Origin of the sequence: uncultured Dokdonia sp., from assembly GCF_947492535.1 — a bacterium.
Taxonomy (GTDB): Bacteria; Bacteroidota; Bacteroidia; order Flavobacteriales; family Flavobacteriaceae; genus Dokdonia.
Genome location: NZ_CANLNH010000003.1, coordinates 83441 through 108166 on the forward strand (window position 1 = coordinate 83441; position 24726 = coordinate 108166).

Consider the following 24726-nt stretch of genomic DNA (forward strand, 5'->3'; position numbering starts at 1 on the left):
AATATTGATGTATTTGAAGAGTATTCAAAAATTATTATAAATAATTGTCATATTCTAAATTTATTGACCTAATAATTACAGATATTCCTGTTTTGATATTTTTTTTAAGATCAACATAGAATATTTTAAAACCAATAGTCATGAAAATAAAAACTTACTCAAAAAAAAGTTCAGATGTGTTAGTTGTAATAGCAACTATCATATCTTTTCTGTTTACAGGTACTTCTTCGACTGGTCAAGAAGTATCCGTTCACTTAACAAAAGGAGATCAAACGGTTCTTCTAGAAGAACAAGCTCCGACCTCGTTTAACAATGGGGAAATTCCCAATGCTACAATTAATGTTGAAGAACAAGAAACGTTTCAGACCATTGATGGATTTGGTTTTATGATGACACAAGGAAGTGCACAAGTTCTTAATGACCTTAATCCAAATTTACAAAATTCCATTCTTCAGGAAACTTTTAACCCAAACAATAATGGCTCTAAACTATCTGTAATGAGGATTAGTATAGGGGCTTCAGATTTAAGCAACTCGGTATACTTTTACAACAATACGCCAGGAGATTTAAATATGAATAATTTCAGTCTAAATGGTCCTGATAAAGAAGATCTTATTCCAATAATAAAGAAAGTACTTGAAATTAATCCTAATATTAAAATTCTGGCGACACCATGGTCTGCCCCCACTTGGATGAAGACTAATAGAGATACTTCTTCAAATCCAGCTATTGGTGGAAGTTTGGATCCGCAATTTTATGAAGCTTATGCAAGGTATTTTGTTAGATATTTACAGGAAATGGAGGCCGAAGGGATTCCTATATGGGGTATTACGCCACAAAATGAACCCGAAAATCCATTTAATGAGCCTAGCATGGTGATGACTTCTAATGAACAATTAGACTTTATAAACAATCATTTAGGTCCTCAAATAGAAGCTGCTGGTTTTTCCCCCCGTATTATAGCCTTTGATCACAACTGCGATAACCCAGGGTATCCTATAAATGTATTAAATAATAGCACTTATGCAGAGGGTGCCGCTTTTCATTTATATGATCCAGGAGCTAATATTGAGGCAATGTCTGAGGTACGTAATGCTACAGGTAAAAATGTATATTTTACAGAGCAATTTACCAGTTCTAACGGAGAGTTTAATGGTGACTTTGGATGGCATATAGAAAATGTTGTTATTGGTTCTTTACGAAACTGGTCTCGAACAGTAATTGAATGGAACTATGCAGCAGACCCAGACTCAAACCCAAGAACCCCAGGTGGATGTGATGAATGCTTAGGTGCGATAACTGTTAATAACTCAAATAGTATTACACGCAATGTTTCCTATTACATCATCTCTCAAATATCAAAATTTGTACAACCTGGAGCTGTAAGACTAGCCACAAATGATCCAGATAATGATACTGTCACTAATGTAGCTTTACGTAATGAAAATGGAGAGAAAGTACTTCTTGTATACAATATAAACAATACAGATCAAGAAATAAGTGTCAATTGGAACGGAAGATCCTTTACCTATAATTTACCTGGACGCTCTGCAGCTACATTTACCTGGGAAGGTGAGTTTACACCACAACCTCCCGAAGCACCTACAAATATAATTTTCACTACAGACGATACAGAGGTAAATCTTAGCTGGGATGATGCAAATAGAGCTACAACTTATGCTGTTAGAAGAGCTACTAACATTAATGGCCCATTTTCAACTATCGCTTCTGACTTAACTAATACCACATATACAGATACAAACGTTACTAATGGGACTACTTATTACTACAGAATAAGAGCGATAAATGAGATCGGAACTACAGAATCTACTCAAATATCGGCTGTTCCTAACATAATTATTATAAACGCATTTAGCCAGATTGAAGCTGAAGAATTTAATGAAGGTCAAACTGTCCAATTAGAAAACACATCAGATATTGGTGGAGGTCAAAACGTTGGATTTATAGATAGCAATGATTTTCTTCTTTATGAAAATGTAGACTTTGGTAATGGTGCACGTAGTATAAATGTTCGTATCGCCTCTGGAGCTAATTTTGTAGGAACGATGGAACTTCGTTTAGGAAGTGTTACAGGAAATCTAATAGGGAGTGTATCATTTGGAAATACAGGAGGTTATCAGTCTTGGGTTACTAGACAAGCTAATATTCAAGAGACTTCTGGTCTTAGCGATCTTTATCTTGTTTTTCAGGGAGGTGAAGGTATTGGAAATATAAACTGGTTTCGGTTTAATCAAGAAGATTTAGGCGATCCACCATCAGCCCCCACAAATTTAACCGCAACTGGAGGAGATGCAACAGTTTCACTTTCGTGGAATACCGTAGCGGATGCCGATACATATGAAGTAAGAAGATCTACAAATAGTAATAGCGGATTTTCGACTATTGCAAGTGCCCTAACAGAAACAACTTATACTGATAATTCAGTTACGAATGGTACTCAATATTTTTACAGAGTCAGAGCTTTTAACCTAGCAGGTAATAGTGGTGATTCTAATACCGCAAGTGCAACTCCCCAGGAGCCAGCTAAATCTGCATTTGTACGCATAGAAGCAGAAGACTTTGATAATGCCCAAGGTATTCAAACTCAAAACACGAGCGATGTTGGGGGAGGACAAAATGTGGGTTTTATTAATAGAGACGATTTTCTAGTCTATAACAATATAGATTTTGGAAATGGTGCAAGAAGCTTAGAAGCCCGCATCGCCTCAAATGCAAATTTTACAGGCACTATGCAAATTCGCCTAGGGAGTGTTACAGGTGATCTTGTGGGGACTTTATCCTTTGGTTTTACCGGCGGTTGGCAATCTTGGATAACTAGAACTGTAAACATTGATCAAGTCACTGGAATTCATGATCTTTATTTTGTTTTCTTAGCTCCTAACAGTCAAGGAATCGGAAATATAAATTGGTTCGTTTTTAATGAATCAAATGAACTAAATCCTCCTGCTACTCCTAATAACCTTACAGCAACTGGAGGAGATGCAACAGTTTCACTTTCGTGGAATAGTGTAACAGATGCCGCGACTTATGAATTAAGACGCTCTACAACTAGTAACAGTGGGTTTTCGGTCATTGCAAATGGCATTGAAGAAACAACTTTTGTCGACAACGCAGTTGTTAACGGAACGCAATATTTCTATCGCGTAAGAGCCATAAATCAAGCCGGAAATAGTGGTAATTCTAATACCGCAAATGCAACTCCGCAAGCAAACAATCCTAATGATGGTGATATTCAATCTGGAGAAATCTATATAATTAGAAATCGCGGCTCAAATAGAGTAATGGATGTTGCTGGTGTATCTCAAGATAATGGAGCTAGAATCCAACAGTGGGAGGATACAGGAGGTGATAATCAAAAATTTATAGTAGAAAATTTAGATGGGAATGAGTATAAAATTACGGCTTTGCACAGCAATAAAGTTTTAGATTTAGTAGATGGATCTCTTCAAAACGGTACTGAAGTTCAACAATACGATTCTTTTGACAATAATATAAATCAAAGATGGCAACTCGTTCCTATTTCGAATAATTTTTTTGAAATTGTATCTGTAAAAAGCGGTAAAGCTCTTGAGATTCGTAACGGTACTAGTACATTAGGAGAACGAGTAGTGCAACAACCAAGAAATGGATCTTTTAGACAGCAGTGGAGTTTTGAATTATTGTCAACAAGATCAAGTTTAAATGAAAGTGTAAAAAACATAAAACCTCAAAATAATGCTACTAGAAATGTTGTTGTATACACTAACCACTTTTCAGAAAATACCCTACAATATGAACTCCAAGGTGATGAGAAATCAGAAGCAGTAGAAATATTTATTTTTAATGTTTTAGGGCAAGTTGTCACTAAATTTACAGATCACCCAGAACCTAATAATAGTATCCGAAATATACCGCTTGGTTCTAAAACAAGAGATTTACCAAAAGGACAGTATTTTATAAAAGTTGGCAACTTACAAGCTAAGCCATTCATTATTTATCAATAAACAATAAATTAAGATTAAATAACTAGACAGTAGGATCTATTAATACTGATCCTGCTGTTTTTTTTTGCTTACAATAAAAGAAAACTATCCAAGGTAGGGTTTTATATACTGTTTAATGTAAAGATAAAAAAAGACTATTTGACATATTTAAAAAGCTTTATGAGGCCTACTATATCTTACTATTAACAAATCAATGTTTAAACATACTACAAGTTGGGATTATCAAAAGAGAATAAAGAGTTTATAATTAATGGTGTAGATTTTTTATGAATAAACTAGCTATAAATTTGCATAATATAATATTCAGAATATTTGATTTCACATGTAAACCATTGATTATTTAGAGGCTTAAAAAAAGGAATGAGAACTACTTACTTTTAGAAAGACGTAACAACTAAATTATCAAAACTAATTTTCTGCTGCGCTACAAATTCTACATACATCAATTAAGAAAATTGTTCATCACGGACTTTCACAAGGAATACTCACTAAAGAACAAATAATTCTGATTCCAAAAGTTCAAACCTTTAACTCATTATACACGAACAACTTATAATAAAATTTCACTTTAGGGGTTAAAACAACTAAACCCTTTAAAACAGTACTGTTTTAAAGGGTTTACAGTAATTTAGTGACCTCGACAGGATTCAAACCTGTAACCTCTTGAGCCGTAATCAAGTGCGCTATTCAGTTGCGCCACGAGGCCTTTATTTTTCCAAAACAACAAATATTATTTGTTTGTTTCGGGGTGCAAATATATTTCTTTTTATCTTGCCAACAAATACTTTCAAATACTTTTTTAGAAAAAAATGAAACTAATTAATTACATACGTGATATACAGGATTTTCCAACGGAAGGAATCGTGTTTAAAGACATCACCCCGTTGCTTGGAGATGCGTCCGCTTTCGCGAAAGCGAGTAAAGAATTACTAGAATTAGTAGGCGATCAGCAGATAGATAAAGTGGTAGGCGTGGAGTCAAGAGGCTTCTTTTTTGGCGGTGTGCTTGCCGAGAAACTCAATGCAGGTTTTGTTCCCGTACGTAAACCAGGCAAGTTACCTTATAAAACCGCTTCTCAGAGCTATGCTTTAGAATATGGAACCGACACCTTAGAAATTCACGAAGATGCCATACAACCTGGCGATAAGGTCTTATTACACGATGATGTATTAGCAACTGGTGGTACTGCAGCGGCTGTCGTACAATTGATTGAAGCCTTAGGCGGCGAAGTCGTACAATGTAACTTCTTAATCGAACTCAGTTTCTTATCTGGAAAAGAGAAACTAGAGGGAAAAACCATTAAAGCTGCGATTAGGTATTAGTGAAACTCACTATTGCGAAGTCTGCAAGACGCACTCAATAGTACAAGTTGAACTAATCCCGCTTTTCAGCGGGATCTAAAATCTAAAACCTCGACAGGTGTCACACTGAGTTCATCGAAGTGCTCAGTTTGACAAACAAAAAAATAGACAATTAAATCACAATGTATACTCGAGCGGAGTCGAGAGGTTTGCGGAGAGACTAAATTATTGGGATGAGTTCTCGAGGGCACTCGAACGGACAGGCAGACTTGGACCGATAGTATGATACGTCATTCTGAATTTATTTCAGAATCACATACTATTTTTGATTTATACAGAGAGAAGCAAAAATATAGAAACACATAGTACCGATTGATATTCATATGAATGGAATTACCTATATAGAACACTTTATTGAAAACCCTTCGGGATTATTTAATCTATTACAGTCTACGGTTATTTGGGATGAGCGTATGTCTGCGCGCAAAACAGCGAGTTTTGGAAAAGCGTATAACTACTCACAAATGGAATATGTACATCAAGCATTTACCCCTATACTAAACGGAATTACATTAGATATTGAAGACGTATTACATTTTAAACCCAATAACTGTTTGATGAATTATTATATGGATGGAACCTCTAAAATGGGTTTTCATTCTGATCAAACAGATATCCTAGAAGCGGGGACAGGTGTAGGGATTATCTCGTTAGGCGCGACTCGAATTTTACGATTTCGAAGCATAGAAGATAAAAACATTACAAAAGACTTTTCACTTCCTTCAGGTTCTTTTATCTATATGACGAATGAAGTACAAGCGCATTGGCAACATGCCATTCCAACATCTGATGCTACCGAAGGTCGTATTAGTATGACGTTTCGGAAAATTAAATAAGAAAGTCTCCTCGAGCGCAGTCGAGAGGTTTACTAAGAAACTACCTTCTTAACAAGAGTTCTCGAGGGCACTCGAACGGACAGTGAGATGCGTCATTCTGAACTTGTTTCAGAATCACATCAAGTCAATAATTTGCTTTTATCTTAGAGTACTCATTTTAAAAACCTTAATAGCTTATTTACACTAAGAACTCGTTCTCATTCTACTCTGTAGTATTCATTTTTTCCTTGATGAAAAAACGAATCAAAAAAATCAAGACGTAAGAAAATTTTACTAAAAATTTCTTTCACTACGGCACAAAAATAAGGGTATGTAGTTTTCAAGAATCATTATATAAGTATTCTTTTTTTAATTATTTATATACTTTTAGCCTGCGACGATTTTTGCTTAACCCTTCGCTTTAATTCATTTTTTACGTAAAATTTTCTAAGGTCAATTTACTATTGACTTTTCAAAATAATTAAAAATTGAGTCTTATTTCCTACGTCTTACAGTTCAGCTGTCCTATGTCCCCTCGAGTGCAGTCTAGAGGTTTACTAAGAAACTACCTTCTTAACAAGAGTTCTCGACTGCGCCTGCCTGCCGAACAGGCAGGCTCGAACGGACAATGAGATACGTCATTCTGAACTTGTTTCAGAATCACATCAAGTCAATAATTTGCTTTTATCTTAGAGTACTCATTTTAAAAACCTTAATAGCTTATTTACACTAAGAACTCGTTCTCATTCTACTCTGTAGTATTCATTTTTTCCTTGATGAAAAAACGAATCAAAAAAATCAAGACGTAAGAAAATTTTACTAAAAATTTCTTTCACTACGGCACAAAAATAAGGGTATGTAGTTTTCAAGAATCATTATATAAGTATTCTTTTTTTAATTATTTATATACTTTTAGCCTGCGACGATTTTTGCTTAACCCTTCGCTTTAATTCATTTTTTACGTAAAATTTTCTAAGGTCAATTTACTATTGACTTTTTAAATGATTAAATATAGAGTCTTACGTCCTACGTCTTAGAGCGCAGCGGTCCTACGTCTTAGCCGGACACGGCTAATTTCTACGACTTCACATATATAAAACTACTTCTCAAATGATTGAAAATTGATCTTACGTCTTATGTATTAGAGCGAAGCGGTCCTACGTCTTAGCCGGACACGGCTAATTTTTATGGCTTCACACTCTTCTCCACAACCCCGCCTTTGGCGCTATCAACTTTGATTTTAAGATTATTTCCACCTTTTACAATCCAACGAACCATCACGGTGCTATTACCCGGAATATTCGCTACACGAATCGTTTCAGGTTTGTTTTTCTGTTCTTGGGTTACATTAAAATCGGCGTCTTCTACAATCATGCCTGCTAATACTTTTGCTCCTGAAAGCGTTATGTAATCAGGACGTTCAATATTATATTTTAAATCCTGACTTGCATGCGTTGGCATTAAGCGATCATTTACGATCGTAGCGGTTACTTCTTTTAGACCATTTGGTAAAGACTTTATCGACACATCACCTACAGATAAATGCGGCATATGGAACGCATGATAAAACACAAACACCATATTACGATGTGCCTCTTCCTCAAGCATAAAACCAGGCGTTGCACGCCCTGTATTCTTTTTAAATCCACCTATTTCTACCAGTCCGTATGTCGGGTGATTGTATTCTTTATACGGTGTAAAGCCATCGCCTAATAACAAATCTTTTTCGGCATCATAGATTTGGTCACGCCCTCCATCTTTATTCTTATAATACGCAAAACCTGTAAAGATTTCATTGGTAAACGTATAAATCCCACGACCGCCATAAAACCAATCCAGCTCTCCGCCAAATACAGAGTATAAGTCTTTATACACCGTCAGGTAGCGATACCCAGGAAGGATTTCTTCTCCTTTTCGACCAATCGCATCATAAATCGCTACATCTGCACGATTGTAGGTCGCAAGATCTTCTTCGGCGCCAGGACCTCTAAGGATCATACCCCCGCTATTATGAAAACTCTGCGCTCCTGCAATATTAGGACGTGACTTTACAAAGTCGGCAACAGCTCTGGTTTCTGGAGCAGAAAACGGATATTTATACGCCCCACGCTGTACATAATCCGGTTGCCATTTCCATCCCCAATCACGGTTTGGATCATAATACCCAGGAATATCCTCATTAATACGTCCGTCATTATCATTATCAATCCCTTCGCCTCCTAATCGCTCATAACGCTGTCCTGTCACCACATCATCTGGAGTAATACGAATCATCTTTCTCGGGTCTCTAGGGTCTATAATAAAATTCCCTGTAGCACTCTTACGACGCATTTGGGTAATCGACCCATCGCCATCCAAATCATCAAAGCCATCTTCGTCAAAAAGCCCATCACTATCATCATCTAGCGGAATCATCCCTGCACGTGGCGTATTTCCCGTATTGGGTTCTTTCATATAATTATTACGCGCATCCGGGTTGATGGTCGCTACGATATAAAACACCCGATCCTTGAGCATCTCTGTGATATACGGTACTTTCCCAAAACTCTCTGTCAGATACCAAGCCGTATACGTACTAATTTCGCCTCCTTGAATCTCATTAGAGTGAATGTTTCCGTCGAGGTAAAACCCAGGTTTGCGATCGGCGTCTCCTGTACTGTAATCAGTAATAGCGAGCATCCAGAGATCTCGTCCTTGTGTGGATTTTCCAATAGATGTACGTTTGACTAAATTAGGGTGTGCATCGGCGATTTTTTTACCGATGGCTGCCAATCCTTCGGCGGTGTAATATTGATTAAAAGCCACGTTCACTTTCGGATTGGAAGGCGTTCCTACCGCTTGAAATATGTCTTGTGCTGATTGCGCTTTCGCGAAAGCGTATACCATCAGAACACATGCGATTGTAAGTATATATTTTTTCATCTGATTGGTTTATAAGTTGATCGTTTTTGTTGCCGTTCCTGCTTGCGGAACCGTCGCTTCTATCGTAACACTGCCGGACCCTTGAATGAGCCAACTCATGGTAAGCGTGCCATCACCGTCCAGTTTTTCGATGACCTGTCGTGATTTTCCAGAAATAAGTTGCTGATTATTTTTGGTTTTCAGATAGACATTGATCTTACGTAACCATCGGGATTTATCACCCATTTCGGTATGCGTCGGTAAGAGGCCGTCGTTATGTAAATCGATGGTGATTCTTGTCACATTTTTATCGACTTTTTCCTGTTGTAGATTCACCAGTTGTAATTCGGGTTGCATGGTCGCTACTTTTAGGATAAAGTCGGTATGCTTGCTCGAAATACTATCCACCATCGCATACGGTGGGTTTTTCATCACAAATGGGTGGATTCCGCCGACTTCTACTTTGTGATTCGGAAAGTCAGGATGTTGCACTTCTTGCCACGGAATAAACGCATTGTTGATCCCTTCAGCTTCTGCATAGGCAAGGAAATTGGCTTTCTCATTTTTAGGCGCTTTGTTAATCGAGTCACCTTCAAATTTTTTAGGCCACCATCCCGGTGTACTCATCGCCAATCTTCCAAAGTGGAAATAACTCCACTCAAAAGCACTGCCGCCTTGTGCAGCACCACTGGGTGCATTTTCTTTAGGAACGAACTCATTATAGGCTTCAGAAAGCATTTTATTAATGGCTTCGTCATTTTTTAAGATGCTTGTCACCACTCTTTTAGAAGCACCACCTTTATTGTATTTTAAGGGTTTCGAAAGGTTATTGGCATCACTAAACGTAAGAATCGCATACAGATTCCATTGGGTATATAAGAAGTCGAGTAGGGCACGATGCTCTACTTGAGAGACAGGATGCTCTCCTGATCCTTTAGTGAAATACGGAAAATTAAAGGTGAAGTTTTTATTGAAATACACACCACCGAGTCCGTCTTCATTAAAAACACCGTCTTTATCGTTATCAATCCCTTCGGTATATAGTTTGTAATTCCCACGCTCGCCTTTATTAGGATCTGCTTTTACGAGAATACGGTTGTCTTCTTCCAAGAGTTGGTAAGGCCCCGTAGGATCTTCTACACGCATCATGGTAATCAGTCCGTCGCGATTGAGATCTTCAAAAGCATCTTCGTCAAAAGTACCATCACGGTCATCATCGGTTTTTGTGGCATTGCCTTGTCTCGCGAACTTGGTCGCTGCAAAATACTGCGCCGTGGCATCAGGACTTAGATTTGGGAAGATATAAAAAGTCGTCTTTGTAAGTACCTCAGGATGGTTGGTGAGGATGCTTTCTGCCATGTTTAGTGCAAGTTCGGTACCTAATAGATGATCTCCTTGTACACCGCCCATAACAGCAATACCAGGATGACTTTCTGGATTCCCATCAGAAAGCGTAAGCATCCAAATATCTTTTCCGCCGCTGGTTTTGGTAAGCGAGGTGAGTTTGGCTTGTGTGTTTTGAGAGGCAAGACGTTGCAGCGTTGCGGTGACTTGCTGTTCATTGCGATAGTCGGTTTGTGCTAGGGTTGTAAAGCACATCGAAACTACTACAAATAGTGAGAGTAGTGATTTGTAATTCATTAATGTTGGTTTATTAGTGAAACTCAATATTGAAAAACCCGAAGGGTGAATTCAACATTGTACGTTAAACTAATCCCGCTTTTTCAGCGGGATCTGTTTCTAAATTCCTTTATGTTGCTCAAAGTACTATTTAATGGGAAATTTTTAAGAAGCGTTAAGGAATTTTTAAGAGGGATTAACATTTTGGAGTGGTGTCTTACATGTATTTTTTTGAGGTTCGTTTTCGCGAAAGTAAGTAAGGATAATATATGTTTTGTTGTTACGGGTTTCCGTAAGGGTGTTGGTTTGGAGTAGGGTATTTTTGGGATGTGGGTAGGATACTTTTTTTGCGAAATGATAATAAGAGTTAAGTATAAAGTGAGTGAAATGGATTTAAATAGTAACATAATCAATTATTTATGATATAAACCTTTTTGATTTTGTAAGTTTAAACTTCTCGTATAATTAGTTAATAAGTAATTGATTATAGAGTTATTGGCTAAAACAAGATTTGTATTCAATTAACTATATTAATAAATTGTTTAAATGAAAATAACTAATATAAAAATTACCAATTTCAGGCTTCTAGAAGATATTTATTTAAGTGTTGAAGATGATATAACTTTAATTATTGGCCGTAACAATAGCGGTAAAACTTCGTTCTTTGAAGCGATTAAAATGTTCACAGGAAAGAGTGAAGAAGACATATCTTTTGAAGATTTTTCACAAAGCTGTTATTTGAAATTTAGAGAGATATTAGCTTTATATGAAAGCATGTCTACAGAGGGAGTGAATGAAGAAGAAAAGGAGAAAATTGAAGAAGAAATTATACAGAATACACCTGCTATTAGTTTGCAAATTGAAATTGAATATGATAAAAAAGTTGATTCAATAGTTAATTTAAGTCAATTTATAACAGATTTAGATCCTGATAGAAATGATGCAATTATTCAGATTATTTATTCTCCCAAAAATACTTTAGGAATGTTTAAGTCCTATATAAATAGAGAGGATAGCACTGAAGAGTTAATCCCTTTTTTACATAAAAATATAAAAGAATACTATCAATTAAGATGCTATGCTCTAGATACAATCAATAACTCAAATTACAAGAGAGAGATTGAAGGTAATTATAGAGATAAAATCAAGAGAGTAGTTTCGTTTGAAGACATTAAAGCTTTACGCATTTTAGATGATAAAAAAGGAGATAGAAATAACACTCTTGCTCTTGGTTTTTCGAATTATTATAATCAAAGAGATGAAGCATCTGAAGATGTACTTGATTTAGAAAAAGTATTAACGGAAGTAGAAGAAACTTTAAAGGGAAAATATAAAATTGTCCTTGCTAAAATCATTAAAAGTTTAAAAAAATTCGGAGCAAACACTCCAATTACTATTCCAGATATTAATATTGATTCTAGTTTTAATTCAGAAGATGTAATAAAAAGGAACATTAAATATTTTTATAAACAAGATGAAATAGATCTACCAGAAAGTTATAATGGGCTTGGTTACAGTAATCTGATATATATGATTTTGGAATTAGCCAGTTTTGTTGAAAAGTTTAAAAACGCAAAAAAAGAAAAATTATCTGAGTTCCTAACGGTTTTAATCGAAGAGCCAGAGGCTCATATGCATCCCCAAATGCAACAAGTATTTATTAGTAATGTAAATGGAATTTTAGAGGAAGCTCGAAAAGAAGGAGTTAGCGTACAATTAATACTAACAACACATTCATCACATGTGATTTCAGAAGCAGGAATGGATAATGATAAGGGATTCAATAGAATTAGATATTTTAACAGAAAAGATAATAAAATTATTGCTCAAGATTTTAATGAATTAAAAATAATTGATGACAAGAAAACATTTAGATTCTTAAAACAATATTTGACTCTTCATAAATGCGATTTGTTCTTTGCTGATAAAGCTGTTTTGATTGAAGGGGTTACAGAACGAATGTTGTTACCGCAAATGATTCAAAAAGTTGCTCCTGATTTGCAAAATGAATATGTAGCTACACTCGAAATTGGAGGAGCGTATACTCATAAATTCTTAGAACTATTGTCATTCATATCTATAAAAACTTTAATTATTACTGATATTGACTCAAAAGTTGAAGGTGGGGAAAAATGTCCTGTAAACAATGGTGAGAATGATGAAGTAACTTCTAATGGAACACTTATTCAATGGCTGCCAAAAATGACAAAAATATCAGATTTAATAACAGCGACTGATGAACAAAAAATTGAAGAACATCTTATTAGAGTAGCTTATCAAATTATGGAAGCAGAAGGTGGAGAAACGGGAAGGAGTTTTGAAGAATCATTTATAATTAAAAATAAAGATTTAATTAATGGTACGACTTCAATTAAAGAAGCAGATGGTAGTATTAAAGATGTAAAAAATAAGAACCAGTTTAGTAAATTTAAGAAAGTTACAACGGAAAATCTAAATGCAAAGTCAAATTATGATTTAGCTCCAAGTAGTTCTAAATCTAAAACAAATTTCGCATTTGATGTAATGACTTTTGAAGAAGATATTTATGGGAAATGGAGTGTTCCAAAATATATTAAAGAAGGGTTGGAATGGTTAGCTGGAATGTGTGTGTTTATTCCAAAAGAAAAGTAGAATATGACAGCTATAGAAAACATAATTAGTTCCATAGAAAATAATAAAAGTTTTGTTCTTGAAGCTGGAGCAGGTTCAGGAAAAACTTATACTTTAATTCAAACAATTAACTATTTAATTGAAAAAGAAGGACAATCATATAAATATAATGGAGAGCGAATAGTTTGCATTACATATACGAATGTTGCAAAAAATGAAATATTAAACAGGTTAGAAAATAATCCAATTGTATTAGTATCTACTATTCATGAATTCTTATGGGACAGTATTAAGTTATATCAAAAGCAACTTCAAATTCAATTGTGCCGACTTAATGAAGAAATGTTTAATTCTGAAACAGAAAAGATTACAGGAATGTCTGCCAATAAACAAGCTTCTTATAAAAGGAAATATAGTAAAGATTTAAAAGATAGAATTAAAAATATTGATGTTCAATATAATGAAACTACTTACCGTAATTTCGAAAAAGGAATTCTACATCATGATGATGTAATTATCCTTGCAAAATATATGTTTCAAGAATACGAAAAATTGTCTTTAATTTTTCAGAACAAATATCCTTATATATTAATTGATGAATATCAGGATACAGCAGTTGAAACGATTGATACACTAATTAATAGCTTATTGAATAAAAATAAAGCAAAAGTTATGCTTGGTTTTTTTGGTGACTCACATCAAAAAATATACGACAACGGTGTAGGGTCACTTGATGACTATATTGGAGAGGAACCTTATCAATTAAAACTAATACCTAAATCAGAGAATTATCGTTCTTCTATAAAAGTGATTGAGTTTCTTAATAAAATAAGAAATAATATTCAACAAACTTTACCAGAAGGAAAGTTAGATATACTAGAAGGAAGTGTTAAATTAATTCATTGCAATGGAAACGTTGAAGATAAAAACGAAAACTATGATAAAATAGTTAACTATTTATCAAAAAATGGTTGGGATTTTAATGATGGAAAAAAAGCTAAAATACTAATGCTTGCCAATAAAAGAATTGCAGAAATGGGTGGGTTTGGAAATCTATTTCAATGTTACTATGATTGGTTCTCATTGAGTGTTACAAATAACCTATTTGATAAGGAAGATAGATTTGTGAAATTTGTTTTAGGTTCTTTGGATAAGAAATTGTCCTTAAATCGCGAAAATGGAATCGAAAACTTATTAACCTACTTTAAGGAAAAGAAATATAATGAGGTAATGAACTTTCTTAGAATTTATGGTTTTGAAGATTCTGAAGATGAATCACATTTTTATTTAAAAAAACATTCAGATAAAGAGAGAATATTCAATAAGCTAATAACTTTAGAAGAAAATGCAAATAATGAAACTATTGGTGCTATGTTGGATTTCGTTTTTGATGAAAAAGTATTAGAAATGCCTAAAAATATTGAGAAGTTTATTAAGAAAATTTCTGTTGACATTGCAACTATTGAAATTCAAGAAGAGAAGGATAAATTAGAAAAGGACATTATATTTTATAACGCACTAAGAGAAGTTAAATATCAAGAATTTAGAAACCTCAATAGTTATACTCAAAAGTTCACTCCATTTACCACAAAGCATGGCACAAAAGGCGACGAATTTAAAAATGTTCTATTTGTAATTGATGATGATCATCGATGGTATAAATATCGTGGATTTGATAAAGTTATTTCTCAAGAATTTGGTAGCTATAATAAAAAAGATGAATTTGTACCTTGGAAAGAGAGTAAAAAAGAATTAATGAATAATCTTTTTTATGTTTGTTGTTCAAGGGCTAAGGAGAATTTGGTTATATTAATGCTGTCGGATACTGGTTCTGGGATGCCTAATTTAATCGATTGGTTTGGGAAAGATAACATAGTCAATATACAAGACATATGATGATTATAAGTAACTTCATGATATTGAAAAATGGGAACCAAATTAAATAAGATAAGAGTAACTATAATAATAAAATAGGTGTCTCTGAAATTACTAATCTTAATACTTGAGTAACATGGCTTATCCAGAACGCAAACCAATTTATGAAACTTATAAAAAAATCATAATAGAAATAATTTCTTCGAAAGAACATAGAGAATATGCTAACGGCGAAATTGATGAATTAGATAAAGACCTTATAAAAGCATTTAAAGAAATCCGAAATGTGACTATGTTGTCCAAAGAATGGAATAAAGATTAAAATAAAAGTATGTTGGAAAGAGGAGATATATTAGAAGCAAAAAACCGTCAGAAAGGTGCTGGTGAACATTACATTATTTTTTATGCAGGAAAAGATGAAACGCATTTTCTTGGAGGAATGTTATCAACATCTGAATATCGTGGAGAAAATATACCAATGGATAGGAGTCATTTTGAAACAAAAGATTTAGATGAAAAAGAATACAAGATTTCTTATAAAAATTCACATTTAGTGCCTGCAAAATTGATGAAATTAGAATCTTGGGGTCCTTTTAAAATAGTTGGTAAATTAACTAAAGGCGGTGTGAAATTTGTAGAAAATCATATAGATCATTTAGATGAGATTTTATGGGAAGATTACCTTGAACTTAGAAAGAAAGCAGTATTCAAAAAAACTAAAGCTTCCCAACCACAGTAACACTCAATCCCGTAAGTTCTTTTATCGTAACAATATCATAGCCTTTCTTCTTCATTTTCTTAGCAATATCCAGTTTGTTTTGCCTAACAGCCTGTTTTCTTTCCGTTTCGATGTTCCATTGTTATAATGCCTTTTTTTTAGGGTCTACAATTTCACAGCGTCCAGAGGTTTTGAGTTGGTTCATAACACCTTCATCGCCAAAAGGGGTATAGCCCTCTTCAATAATGATAAGATAGTCTACCACTTCTATAGGAATACGTTTTCCCACCTTATACAAATGATCGGTAAAGTGAGTGTCTTTTTTGAGATTGGGTATTCAAAATAGAGTAACACTCTAAATTAGAGTAGTACTCTATTTCTAGTTGTAACATCTTCCATTAATATTTGGAGAGATCGCATAGGAAACTAATTTCATTCCCCTTTTGGAGTTAGGGGGCTTGTTATGCGATTTCCTACCTACGGCAGGCAGGCTCGTCGCTCATGCTTCGCTCTGTCGAAATGATGAAGGTGCTATATATCTTTTCGCGAAATCGAGCTTGCGAGATTCACGACCAAAGGGAGAGTGCAACGTTAAAGAGTATTCATAAATAAAAAATAGGTTACGATCTGTTATTCCCTCCTAGAAAGGCGATGTGCTGAGCTTGCTGAAGTAAGGGTTAGGGAGGTGTGAATGAGAGTTCGTGTTTAACTATATATTTTTCTCAATGAGTACACACCCCTTAGTCCCCTCTTACTAGAGGGGAAACTCATACTTAACTCTTTGAATTAAATATTATTACCCTGAAGGGAGTAAAAAATCTAACATGTATACGTTTAGAATCACCCACCCTTTAGGGTCGGGGAAAGGTGATTCGGTTTTTATCTCAAAACAATCCCTTCTCCCTTGGGGAGAAGGGTAGAGCCTATGCTGAACTTGTTTCAATAATGAAGGAATAAGGGAGTAATTTCATGTATTCCCCCTTTGGGGGTTAGGGGGCTTCTCCCCACCGTCTGTATTTCGTTACCTCAATACATCCACCTCCCCTCGGAGAGGTGAGGAGCTGTGTTTGTATTCTCTTTTGGGTTTATGGGTTGAGGCTCTATGTTTGTATTCCTTTTTGGGGTTTAGAGGGGTTTTTACAGCTTATTCGTTTAGTATTAAGAAATTAGCAATTTGTAAGTTTTTTCTTTAAAATTATAGTCTTATACTATGTTTTTGGTACTTTCATACCTGTAAAAGTGCGTTTTATTCCATTTTTTTTCAAATATTCAAATTCTTTATTCTTTATTTGTGAAAAGCTACTTATTAAATTATGAACTCAAAATCTAATGTATTATGAACACGCAATCAACTACTACGAATTGTAATCCTGTAATTGTACCTGATGGGTATATTCTTTTAACTAAGGGACCAAATACTCCTAAAAATAATGCAGGTACTTCTAATCCTATTGAAATCCAATTTGATAATAACCGTTCTAAAAGACCGTTACCTCCTCTTGTTGAAGCAGATTATACTATAGTGAATAATGGAAACGGTGTGAATACAATTACCATTAATGTAAGTGCTATTGTATTTATTAATGTAGAATCTAAAGATTGTATAGAAGAGAATCCAATATTAGTATACTGGAATAACAACTACGCTTCTCCAATGTTTTATATCGCGTACAATGCTGCAGAAATGAGATCAAATTCTTTTTATGCTTATGAGGTTAGTTTTGAAATACACCACGGTGCTACTGTGGTTAACCCAGCGATTCCTGAAATCACTACATTCTTAGTAGATGAAGATCCTATAACATCAAAAGGTACAAAAACAACTGTACAGCCGTCTACGTAAGAATACACAAATGATTTATTAATAACCTACTTAATATATTAACTCAAATTTAATTGACTATGAGCACACAAACAATTTCACCATCTGATTTTACTACAAAGATTGCTTGTACAGTAAAACCTGGAAGCAAAATACTCAATAGTACCTTAGGAGCGAATAAGGTGACCGAAACACATTTACCAAATCCTTTTAATATATCTGTAAAGAAGGATCAAAATTTTCCTATTTTTTATTTTTCATTTAATGTATACATAGATGCTAATAATACATCTCCATTAACATTTATGGTAAATAAATCGAGTACAGAGTTTTGTTTGGAATATGATCATTCCGAAGAAACACCTGACTATGTATATGAATATACTATTACAGCTAGTTATAATTGCAATACACTAGCCGTTAATGATCAGATTACATTATATCTTATGGATACAGATCCAATTACGTCTTCAGGAAAGAAGACAACAGTACAGCCATCTACTTAATAATATCTATTATTTTATATATGAAAAGCAGCGAATAAAAATTCGCTGCTTTTTTTAGCTCTTTATTTTAGTTACATTGTAACTAAAATTCGGGGTATGGTGTATAGATTTGAGATATTTCTAGTGTTATTTCTTTGTGTTTTTTCTACAAAACTGTATGCACAAGAAAGAGTTTATAGCGCATTTGAGCAATATGTTGTCAATAGGAGTGATGCTTTAGTACAAGAAATTGACTTTAAGAAGGCACAATCCTTTTTTTTAGAGAAAGAATGGGATTCTACTTTATTGTATACAAGTAAGGTCCTCACTTTAGAAAATTCAGATACTGCACTTACTAATTTTTCTCACTTTTTACGTGGCTATAGTTTTAAACAACAAGGAGTTTTTAATGAAGCTAAAAGTGAATTTTTAAAAATTAAAGAGAATTTTGATTTTGCGCTTCATGTTCAAATTTTTTTAGGAGAAATTGCATTGGAACAAAGCCTATACAATGAAGCCTTAGAATATTTAAAACGCATCGAAACAGTTCCTGATGAGAAGTTATTAGGATTACGAAGAAGTAATATTGAGGCAAATATTGGATTGTGTTACTTACACTTAGACGAATACGATAAGGCTGATGCGTACTTACAAAGGAATTTAGCTTTTTTAGAAGCAGAAAAAGATACTTTAGGATTGATAGGTGCTTATGGGAATCTAGCAACTAATTATGATTATAAAGATTTATTCGATAAAACGATATTTTATTATCAAAAAGCATATGATTTATCAACGTATACAGATGCATACGCATTAAAAGCAGATGCTTCGTTTAATATGTATCAGATTGAAAAATATCTTAATAACCCTGAGAAAGCATATCAATATATAGAAGAATTTAATATTGCTAAAGATTCTTTGAATAGTCAAAACGAAGTAGCGAGAGTACTTCAATTGGAAAAGCAAATTGTAGTAGAGCAAAAACAAAAAGAAGTAAGTCTCTTAGAAGCAGAAAATAAAGTAAAAGAAGCACAAAAGAATGGGTTGATGCTTTCGTCTGTGATCTTACTCTTGTTATTAGGAACGGGTGTTTATTTTTATAGAGAAAAAGTAAAAAGCAATAAAATCATTAGTGCTCAGAAAGAAGATCTTGATGAACTCAATGCAACAAAGGATAAATTGTTTTCTATTGTAAGTCATGATTTGCGTTCTTCTGTACATGCCTTAAAATCCAGTAACACTGAACTCGTAGATAATCTGGAAGCTAAAAACTTAGAGAAAGTAAATACACTTTTACACGCTAATAGTTCGATTGTAAATGGAGCTTATAATCTACTAGATAACTTATTGAATTGGGCATTGTTACAGACGAAGCAATCGTATTTTGAAGTAGGGGAGTTGCGTTTATTTTTTATTGTAGAACAGGTAGCGCATAATTATAAAGCATTGTTGCAAGAAAAGAATATTCATTTTGAAAACACGGTCCCTAAAAAGGATAAAGTGTTTGCAGATCAAGAATCGTTAAAAATTATTTTGAGAAATATCATTGATAATGCGATCAAATTTTCAAATGCTGAAGGTGCTATTAAGATATATACAGAGCATACAAAAGAAGGCTTTTGTGATTTGGTGATAGAAGATACAGGGTTAGGAATGAGTGAAGCGACTCGGCAGAATTTATTACAGGAAACCATCGTGACTTCAGAAAAAGAGAATAAAGATATTATAGGTTCTGGTTTAGGAATGCAACTCTGTAAGTCTATGATCAAAAAAAATAATGGGACATTCTTTATAGAAAGCACGTTAGGAAAAGGTACAAAAATGATCGTATCTTTATCTAAAATACCTCCAGATGGATACTATTAATGTACTTATCATAGAAGATACTCCTGCTCAGAGTGATAGGATTGTAAAGACCCTTGAAGAAAACAATTTTTCGGTGGTAGGTGTTGCTACTAGTCTCAAAGAAGCATTGTCATTATTTTATGGATCTGGTAAAATAGATATTGTTATTATAGATATTTTTCTAAATGGAGTACCCGATGGGATTGCTTTTGCCGAAACCATTAATGCCGTACCGAATGCCTCAAAACCTTTTGTATTTCTCACAAGTTCTACAGATCGTCAGATATTTCAAAGAGCAAAGCTTACACAGCCTTTTAGTTACCTCATGAAGCCTTTTAATGAGTTAGAACTACTGTACGCTATAGAAATGGCTGTCGAGAAGTTTTATGCGCAACAGGATGTGTTTTTAGGAGATGAAGAAGATACAGTGATTAGTGATGAGTATCTTTTTATTAAAAAAGGGAAGTCACTAAAGAAAGTTCGCATTACTGATATCATCTATATTGAAGTAGAGGAGAAGTATTGTAATATCATTACCGAAAAAGAAAAGTTTGTGATTCTCATATCACTTACAAAAATTCTAAAGTTATTAGATAATAATAACTTCTACCGTACACATAGAAATTATATTGCCAATCTTGAAAAGGTAGAAGAGATAATCTTAGCTGATAACTTGATTATCTTATCAGGAAACCATAAAGTAACCCTTAGTGATACCTACAAAGATATCGTAAAGCGTATGCGTACATTACGATAACTTGTTTCGTTTTTAGCTTATTAGTCGGTAGCTATTAGTCGGTAGTCTTTAGTTATTTGTGGGGAAACAAAAATTGAATACGATATTTATCTATTCTTCTTATAATTCATTTTTTATGAATTGATTCTTGTCCGTTCGAGTGCAGTCGAGAACTATTGATTTACTTGTTGCTTTGGACTGAGTATAACCAGACAGACTCACTATAGTGTGAGTTCTTAAATGATGGTTCAGCTATTTTTTCATACCATCTTCTTTCTGTTTTATGGGTAAAAAGTAGGGTCTTGTTCCATTTTTCCATTTTTACCCTCTTTTCTTCTGTAGTTTTAATCTAGAAATTAAAAACAAGTAACCTACTTACTAATTATAGATGATTATGGGGGCATATAGATATAAAGTTCATTCGGCGATTTATTCTTGGGACAAGCCAGGATCTTCTACAAGACCAGCATGTAATGTTACTGAGATCGTACAAGGGATTCTTGATAAACCTAAAAATAGAGGTGTGATTCCACTTAATGCAGAATTGATTACTGATCCAGCTCCAGGTTGCGCTAAGACATTTGCCATTATTGTTTCTATAGAAACACCCGATGGTACAAATACGACACGTTTTTGTTCATCTTCAGATGGACCTACTATAAATATTAATGATTCAGGAGTAGAGTGTTACTTCTAAAAATATACTCTTAGGGGTTGTATGGTATACGCTTTCGCGAAAGCGTATACATTTTAAAAACAGGCATCTTCTTACTACTATAATTCGAATAAAATAAGGGGTGAATTAGCATAGTATTGCCTGTTTGATCAATATGGTTTATTAATGATTTGTTACATATGTGAGATTATATTGATCGAAAGGGCTATCTGGGGAAGATAGCCTTTTTTCTGTATACGTTTTATCGCTTGGTTCTCTCTATAGTTGTGAACTTGCTTGCTGGCAGGGAAGTCTCATTAGTCCGCTTTCGCGAAAGCGTATACATCATCCCTTAATTTAATAGTATATATTCTATTTCTTACTAATAGCTTAACCAAAATTACCTCTGTAATATTCTAAAATCTTTACGCGTAATAGATACTCATATTGCGCATTGATGAGGTTTGCTTTGGCATTTTCTAGATTATTTTTACTTGTGATATAATTTAAAAAATTTGAGATCCCGTTGTTGAATCTGATTTCATTGACTCTAAAAGATTCTTGAAAGGCTTCTACTTGTTTTTGAAAACTTTTATACCGTAAATAGGCGGTTGTCATATCAAAATGAACTTGTGTAATCGTATTTTTAATATCTACATGAGTCCGCTCTAGGGCAACTATAGATTCATCAACTCTATTTTTTTCAAGTCGTACATTGTTTTTTGCTCTTAAACCATTAAAAAAAGGAACTTGTACTGAAAGCCCTATAACAGTGTTTAGGTTATTGTCTAGTTGATCTCTAAAGCCAATACGCTGAGCATCAAAGTTTGTTTCTTCACTTAAAACAGATAGGTTTTGGCCATCTAACGTAATGAAATCACCTGTTTCTACAATGCTAGAGCCAACAGCTGTAAAAGTTTGTGCGGCACTTGAATAATTGGTATTAACGCCTCCAAAAACAGATACGGTTGGTGTAAATTGTGCTTTTGCTATGCTTACGCCTTTTTTTGCAGCTTCAACACGTAATTCACCTGCTTTAAATGTGATCCAGTTTTGTACAGCATCTTGATATACAGTATCGGCAGATAGATCGTAGGCTTTAATGGCTAACATAAAGTCTTTGGTGTCAAGAGCGATCATATCTTTCACATTCAATAATTGCATTAAATTTAATCGAGCACTATTCCAACTATTTCTGGCAATAACAATATTGGTTTCATCACTTGCAACTTGTCCTAAGATATCGGTATAATCTGCTGGGTTTCCGGATTCGTTTTTGTAAAAGTCTTCTTGGATTTTGAGTTGTTGTTGGGTGACTTTTAATCGTGCTTCTGCTAATTCTAGAATGGCTTTGCTATTGAGTACTTGCAAGTAGCCAAGTGTGACTCGTAAGGTAATGTCTTGTTTGGTTGCTTCCAGCTCCATTTCGGAAGCTTTTCTGTTTAAACGGTTTTGTTTGGTGGTGTTAATAAGTCTAAAGCCATTAAAAACAGTAGCATTGATACTGAGTCCTGCATTTGAAAAGGTGAGTTCTTGATTAATAAAATCATTGGTAAATGGGTCGATACTCCTTCCTGTATTAACCCCTAGATTAAAATTTCCGTTGATGCTAGGTAATAATTCTGCTTTTGATTGTTGGTGATTTACCTTTGCTGAATTTGCTTGTATAGCTGCTGATTTTATATCAAGATTATTTTCAAGTGCTATGGTAATACACTCAGCTAAAGAATAGGTCTTTTCGACTTGATTTTGAGCAAAAGTAGTCCAACCCATCAAACTAATGATGGCATATAGTAGGTATGTACGTATCATAATTTCTTAGTTATTCGGAAGTTATTTTACCGTCTAGTAAATGAATAATTCGCGATCCATAAGCGGCATTACTTTCAGAATGTGTCGCTTGGATAATGGTGACACCTTCCTTGTTCAATTCTGAAAATAATTCCATAATTTCTTCTCCTTGTTTTGAATTTAAATTTCCAGTTGGTTCGTCAGCTAGCAGAAGTTTTGGTTTTGAGATCAGTGCTCTTGCAATACCTACGAGTTGCTGTTGACCACCACTTAATTGTGAAGGGAACAAGTCTTTTTTACCGACGATATTAAACCGATCAAGCATATCTGCAACCAAAGCTTTACGCTCTGATGACTTTACATTTTTATATAATAAAGGGGTTTCAATATTTTCTAAAACCGTGAGTTCATCAATAAGGTGATACGCTTGAAATACAAAACCAATATATTCTTTATAGAGTTTAGTTCTGTTTTTTTCTTTCATACTGTGAACGGGTTCTCCCAGAAAGGTATATCCTCCACCTGTAAAATTATCTAACATTCCTATACAATTGAGTAGGGTAGATTTCCCAGAACCAGAGGGACCCATTAAAGAGATAAATTCTCCTTCATTGACTTGTAAATCAATCTTATCTAACAAAGTAACTTTATTACTACCTGAATTTACAGTGCGTGATGCTAGGTTTACACTTAAAAGTTTTGTTTTCATTTTCTTTATTTTATTTAATCTATGCGATTGATTTTTGAGTCTCCGAAGCTTACTCCTTTACTCACTTTTGCAGTTCCTTTATAATACAATGCTGCTTCGCCAAAGGCCGAAAATTTTATACGTTTTGATGCTTGTACTCTAAATTGAGCTTCGCCGTATGCTTTAAGTTTTGACATGGTATTATCTACAGCAATAAGGTTTATTTCCCCTTCACCATATGCTGTTATATTTTGATTTTCAGTAGTCCCTTTTTGAATAGTTAATTGACTGTCACCATAGATGTCAACATCAAAATCATTACAATTAATTTCATTAAAAAATACTTCAGACTCTCCATAAATTTTGAGCTTAAAAGTTTCAACATCAATCAGACTTTCACAAATAATCTGTTGTTCTCCACGCAAGGATAAGTTATCAATATCCTTATAGGTTACCTTGATGGTTAAGACTTTTCCTTTGTATATAGGGATGCTTTTCTTCATACCATTTTCAACTATTTTGTTATGTTTGGTCGTTGTTTTTGCATTATCTAAATAGACTCTAAGGGTTCCTCCATTTACTTCAATATTTACAATATCATCTGATAAGGTATTTTCTAGAATCGTTACAGACTCTTCGTTTCCTTGTACAAATGTAGTTTCTATATGAGGACTAATAATAACTTTGTTAAAAGAGGTGACATCTTTTTTTATTTGTGCACTTAGGCCTTGACTTATACAAATCAAGAGTACAATTACGATACTTTTTATAGGTTTCATATGATGTTATTTTGATTGATT

General features: G+C 34.1%; 18 protein-coding genes and 1 tRNA gene. 12 read left to right on the forward strand and 7 right to left on the reverse strand.

Annotated elements, in window-relative coordinates:
* The first annotated feature begins 140 nt into the window (after window positions 1-140).
* Window positions 141-4004: a carbohydrate-binding protein gene (locus Q1A60_RS05110; RefSeq protein WP_299767260.1), complete on the forward strand. Its 3864-nt coding sequence runs from the start codon at window positions 141-143 to the stop codon at window positions 4002-4004.
* Between the two features lie 632 nt (window positions 4005-4636).
* Here Q1A60_RS05110 and Q1A60_RS05115 read toward each other — a convergent pair.
* Window positions 4637-4710: transfer RNA gene (locus Q1A60_RS05115), tRNA-Arg, on the reverse strand.
* A gap of 103 nt (window positions 4711-4813) precedes the next feature.
* On the opposite strand from Q1A60_RS05115, the gene Q1A60_RS05120 reads away from it, so the two are divergent.
* Together Q1A60_RS05120 and Q1A60_RS05125 are read left to right on the forward strand one after the other, a co-directional pair.
* Entirely contained in the window at window positions 4814-5326 is a 513-nt protein-coding gene (locus Q1A60_RS05120; RefSeq protein ID WP_299767259.1) for an adenine phosphoribosyltransferase, read from the forward strand.
* A gap of 362 nt (window positions 5327-5688) precedes the next feature.
* Entirely contained in the window at window positions 5689-6201 is a 513-nt protein-coding gene (locus Q1A60_RS05125) for an alpha-ketoglutarate-dependent dioxygenase AlkB (RefSeq protein ID WP_299767258.1), read from the forward strand.
* Window positions 6202-7365: 1164 nt separating this feature from the next.
* On the opposite strand, the gene Q1A60_RS05130 is transcribed toward Q1A60_RS05125, so the two are convergent.
* Together Q1A60_RS05130 and Q1A60_RS05135 are read right to left on the reverse strand one after the other, a co-directional pair.
* Window positions 7366-9102: a M14 family metallopeptidase gene (locus Q1A60_RS05130; protein ID WP_299767257.1), complete on the reverse strand. Its 1737-nt coding sequence runs from the start codon at window positions 9100-9102 to the stop codon at window positions 7366-7368.
* Between the two features lie 9 nt (window positions 9103-9111).
* Window positions 9112-10722, reverse strand: coding sequence for a M14 family metallopeptidase (locus Q1A60_RS05135; protein ID WP_299767256.1), 1611 nt, complete (start codon window positions 10720-10722; stop codon window positions 9112-9114).
* 525 nt (window positions 10723-11247) lie between these two features.
* On the opposite strand from Q1A60_RS05135, the gene Q1A60_RS05140 reads away from it, so the two are divergent.
* The 4 genes from Q1A60_RS05140 to Q1A60_RS05155 all read left to right on the forward strand — a co-directional run bounded on the left by Q1A60_RS05140 (window position 11248) and on the right by Q1A60_RS05155 (window position 15925).
* Entirely contained in the window at window positions 11248-13332 is a 2085-nt protein-coding gene (locus tag Q1A60_RS05140; RefSeq protein ID WP_299767255.1) for an AAA family ATPase, read from the forward strand.
* 3 nt (window positions 13333-13335) lie between these two features.
* On the forward strand, window positions 13336-15207 hold the full coding sequence (locus tag Q1A60_RS05145; protein ID WP_299767254.1) for an ATP-dependent helicase: 1872 nt from the start codon (window positions 13336-13338) through the stop codon (window positions 15205-15207).
* Window positions 15208-15322: 115 nt separating this feature from the next.
* Window positions 15323-15508 carry a hypothetical protein gene (locus Q1A60_RS05150; RefSeq protein ID WP_299767253.1) on the forward strand — a complete coding sequence of 62 codons (186 nt, stop codon included), beginning with the start codon at window positions 15323-15325 and terminating at the stop codon, window positions 15506-15508.
* Between the two features lie 9 nt (window positions 15509-15517).
* Window positions 15518-15925 (forward strand): hypothetical protein, encoded by a 408-nt coding sequence (locus Q1A60_RS05155; RefSeq protein WP_299767252.1) that lies wholly within the window; start codon window positions 15518-15520, stop codon window positions 15923-15925.
* Between the two features lie 121 nt (window positions 15926-16046).
* Here the strand turns inward: Q1A60_RS05155 and Q1A60_RS05160 are convergent, their stop codons facing one another.
* Complete coding sequence (locus Q1A60_RS05160) at window positions 16047-16193, reverse strand: hypothetical protein (protein ID WP_299767251.1); 147 nt, start codon at window positions 16191-16193, stop codon at window positions 16047-16049.
* Between the two features lie 1047 nt (window positions 16194-17240).
* Here Q1A60_RS05160 and Q1A60_RS05165 point away from each other — a divergent pair.
* From Q1A60_RS05165 to Q1A60_RS05185, 5 genes are all read left to right on the forward strand, one after another.
* Window positions 17241-17747, forward strand: a complete 507-nt coding sequence (locus Q1A60_RS05165) for a hypothetical protein (RefSeq protein WP_299767250.1) — start codon at window positions 17241-17243, stop codon at window positions 17745-17747.
* A gap of 59 nt (window positions 17748-17806) precedes the next feature.
* A complete protein-coding gene (locus Q1A60_RS05170; RefSeq protein WP_299767249.1) occupies window positions 17807-18232 on the forward strand; it encodes a hypothetical protein in 426 nt (141 codons plus the stop codon).
* A gap of 96 nt (window positions 18233-18328) precedes the next feature.
* On the forward strand, window positions 18329-20077 hold the full coding sequence (locus Q1A60_RS05175; RefSeq protein ID WP_299767248.1) for a tetratricopeptide repeat-containing sensor histidine kinase: 1749 nt from the start codon (window positions 18329-18331) through the stop codon (window positions 20075-20077).
* On the forward strand, window positions 20064-20813 hold the full coding sequence (locus Q1A60_RS05180; RefSeq protein ID WP_299767247.1) for a response regulator transcription factor: 750 nt from the start codon (window positions 20064-20066) through the stop codon (window positions 20811-20813). The genes Q1A60_RS05175 and Q1A60_RS05180 overlap by 14 nt, the downstream gene beginning before the upstream one ends.
* A 373-nt stretch (window positions 20814-21186) precedes the next feature.
* Window positions 21187-21489 (forward strand): hypothetical protein, encoded by a 303-nt coding sequence (locus Q1A60_RS05185; protein WP_299767246.1) that lies wholly within the window; start codon window positions 21187-21189, stop codon window positions 21487-21489.
* A gap of 348 nt (window positions 21490-21837) precedes the next feature.
* Here Q1A60_RS05185 and Q1A60_RS05190 read toward each other — a convergent pair whose 3' ends face one another.
* From Q1A60_RS05190 to Q1A60_RS05200, 3 genes are read right to left on the reverse strand one after another with little or no spacing between them, the layout of a single operon-like run.
* A complete protein-coding gene (locus Q1A60_RS05190; RefSeq protein ID WP_299767245.1) occupies window positions 21838-23259 on the reverse strand; it encodes a TolC family protein in 1422 nt (473 codons plus the stop codon).
* Between the two features lie 10 nt (window positions 23260-23269).
* A complete protein-coding gene (locus Q1A60_RS05195) occupies window positions 23270-23947 on the reverse strand; it encodes an ABC transporter ATP-binding protein (RefSeq protein WP_299767244.1) in 678 nt (225 codons plus the stop codon).
* Between the two features lie 14 nt (window positions 23948-23961).
* Entirely contained in the window at window positions 23962-24705 is a 744-nt protein-coding gene (locus tag Q1A60_RS05200; RefSeq protein WP_299767243.1) for a DUF2807 domain-containing protein, read from the reverse strand.
* Window positions 24706-24726: the final 21 nt, after the last annotated feature.

Bases quoted from the DNA above. Each gene is read 5' to 3' on its own strand.
- Q1A60_RS05110 (WP_299767260.1), top strand. From the start codon at position 141: ATGAAAATAAAAACTTACTCAAAAAAAAGTTCAGATGTGTTAGTTGTA.
- Q1A60_RS05120 (WP_299767259.1), top strand. From the start codon at position 4,814: ATGAAACTAATTAATTACATACGTGATATACAGGATTTTCCAACGGAA.
- Q1A60_RS05125 (WP_299767258.1), top strand. From the start codon at position 5,689: ATGAATGGAATTACCTATATAGAACACTTTATTGAAAACCCTTCGGGA.
- Q1A60_RS05130 (WP_299767257.1), bottom strand. From the start codon at position 9,102: ATGAAAAAATATATACTTACAATCGCATGTGTTCTGATGGTATACGCT.
- Q1A60_RS05135 (WP_299767256.1), bottom strand. From the start codon at position 10,722: ATGAATTACAAATCACTACTCTCACTATTTGTAGTAGTTTCGATGTGC.
- Q1A60_RS05140 (WP_299767255.1), top strand. From the start codon at position 11,248: ATGAAAATAACTAATATAAAAATTACCAATTTCAGGCTTCTAGAAGAT.
- Q1A60_RS05145 (WP_299767254.1), top strand. From the start codon at position 13,336: ATGACAGCTATAGAAAACATAATTAGTTCCATAGAAAATAATAAAAGT.
- Q1A60_RS05150 (WP_299767253.1), top strand. From the start codon at position 15,323: ATGGCTTATCCAGAACGCAAACCAATTTATGAAACTTATAAAAAAATC.
- Q1A60_RS05155 (WP_299767252.1), top strand. From the start codon at position 15,518: ATGTTGGAAAGAGGAGATATATTAGAAGCAAAAAACCGTCAGAAAGGT.
- Q1A60_RS05165 (WP_299767250.1), top strand. From the start codon at position 17,241: ATGAACACGCAATCAACTACTACGAATTGTAATCCTGTAATTGTACCT.
- Q1A60_RS05170 (WP_299767249.1), top strand. From the start codon at position 17,807: ATGAGCACACAAACAATTTCACCATCTGATTTTACTACAAAGATTGCT.
- Q1A60_RS05175 (WP_299767248.1), top strand. From the start codon at position 18,329: ATGGTGTATAGATTTGAGATATTTCTAGTGTTATTTCTTTGTGTTTTT.
- Q1A60_RS05180 (WP_299767247.1), top strand. From the start codon at position 20,064: ATGGATACTATTAATGTACTTATCATAGAAGATACTCCTGCTCAGAGT.
- Q1A60_RS05185 (WP_299767246.1), top strand. From the start codon at position 21,187: ATGGGGGCATATAGATATAAAGTTCATTCGGCGATTTATTCTTGGGAC.
- Q1A60_RS05190 (WP_299767245.1), bottom strand. From the start codon at position 23,259: ATGATACGTACATACCTACTATATGCCATCATTAGTTTGATGGGTTGG.
- Q1A60_RS05195 (WP_299767244.1), bottom strand. From the start codon at position 23,947: ATGAAAACAAAACTTTTAAGTGTAAACCTAGCATCACGCACTGTAAAT.
- Q1A60_RS05200 (WP_299767243.1), bottom strand. From the start codon at position 24,705: ATGAAACCTATAAAAAGTATCGTAATTGTACTCTTGATTTGTATAAGT.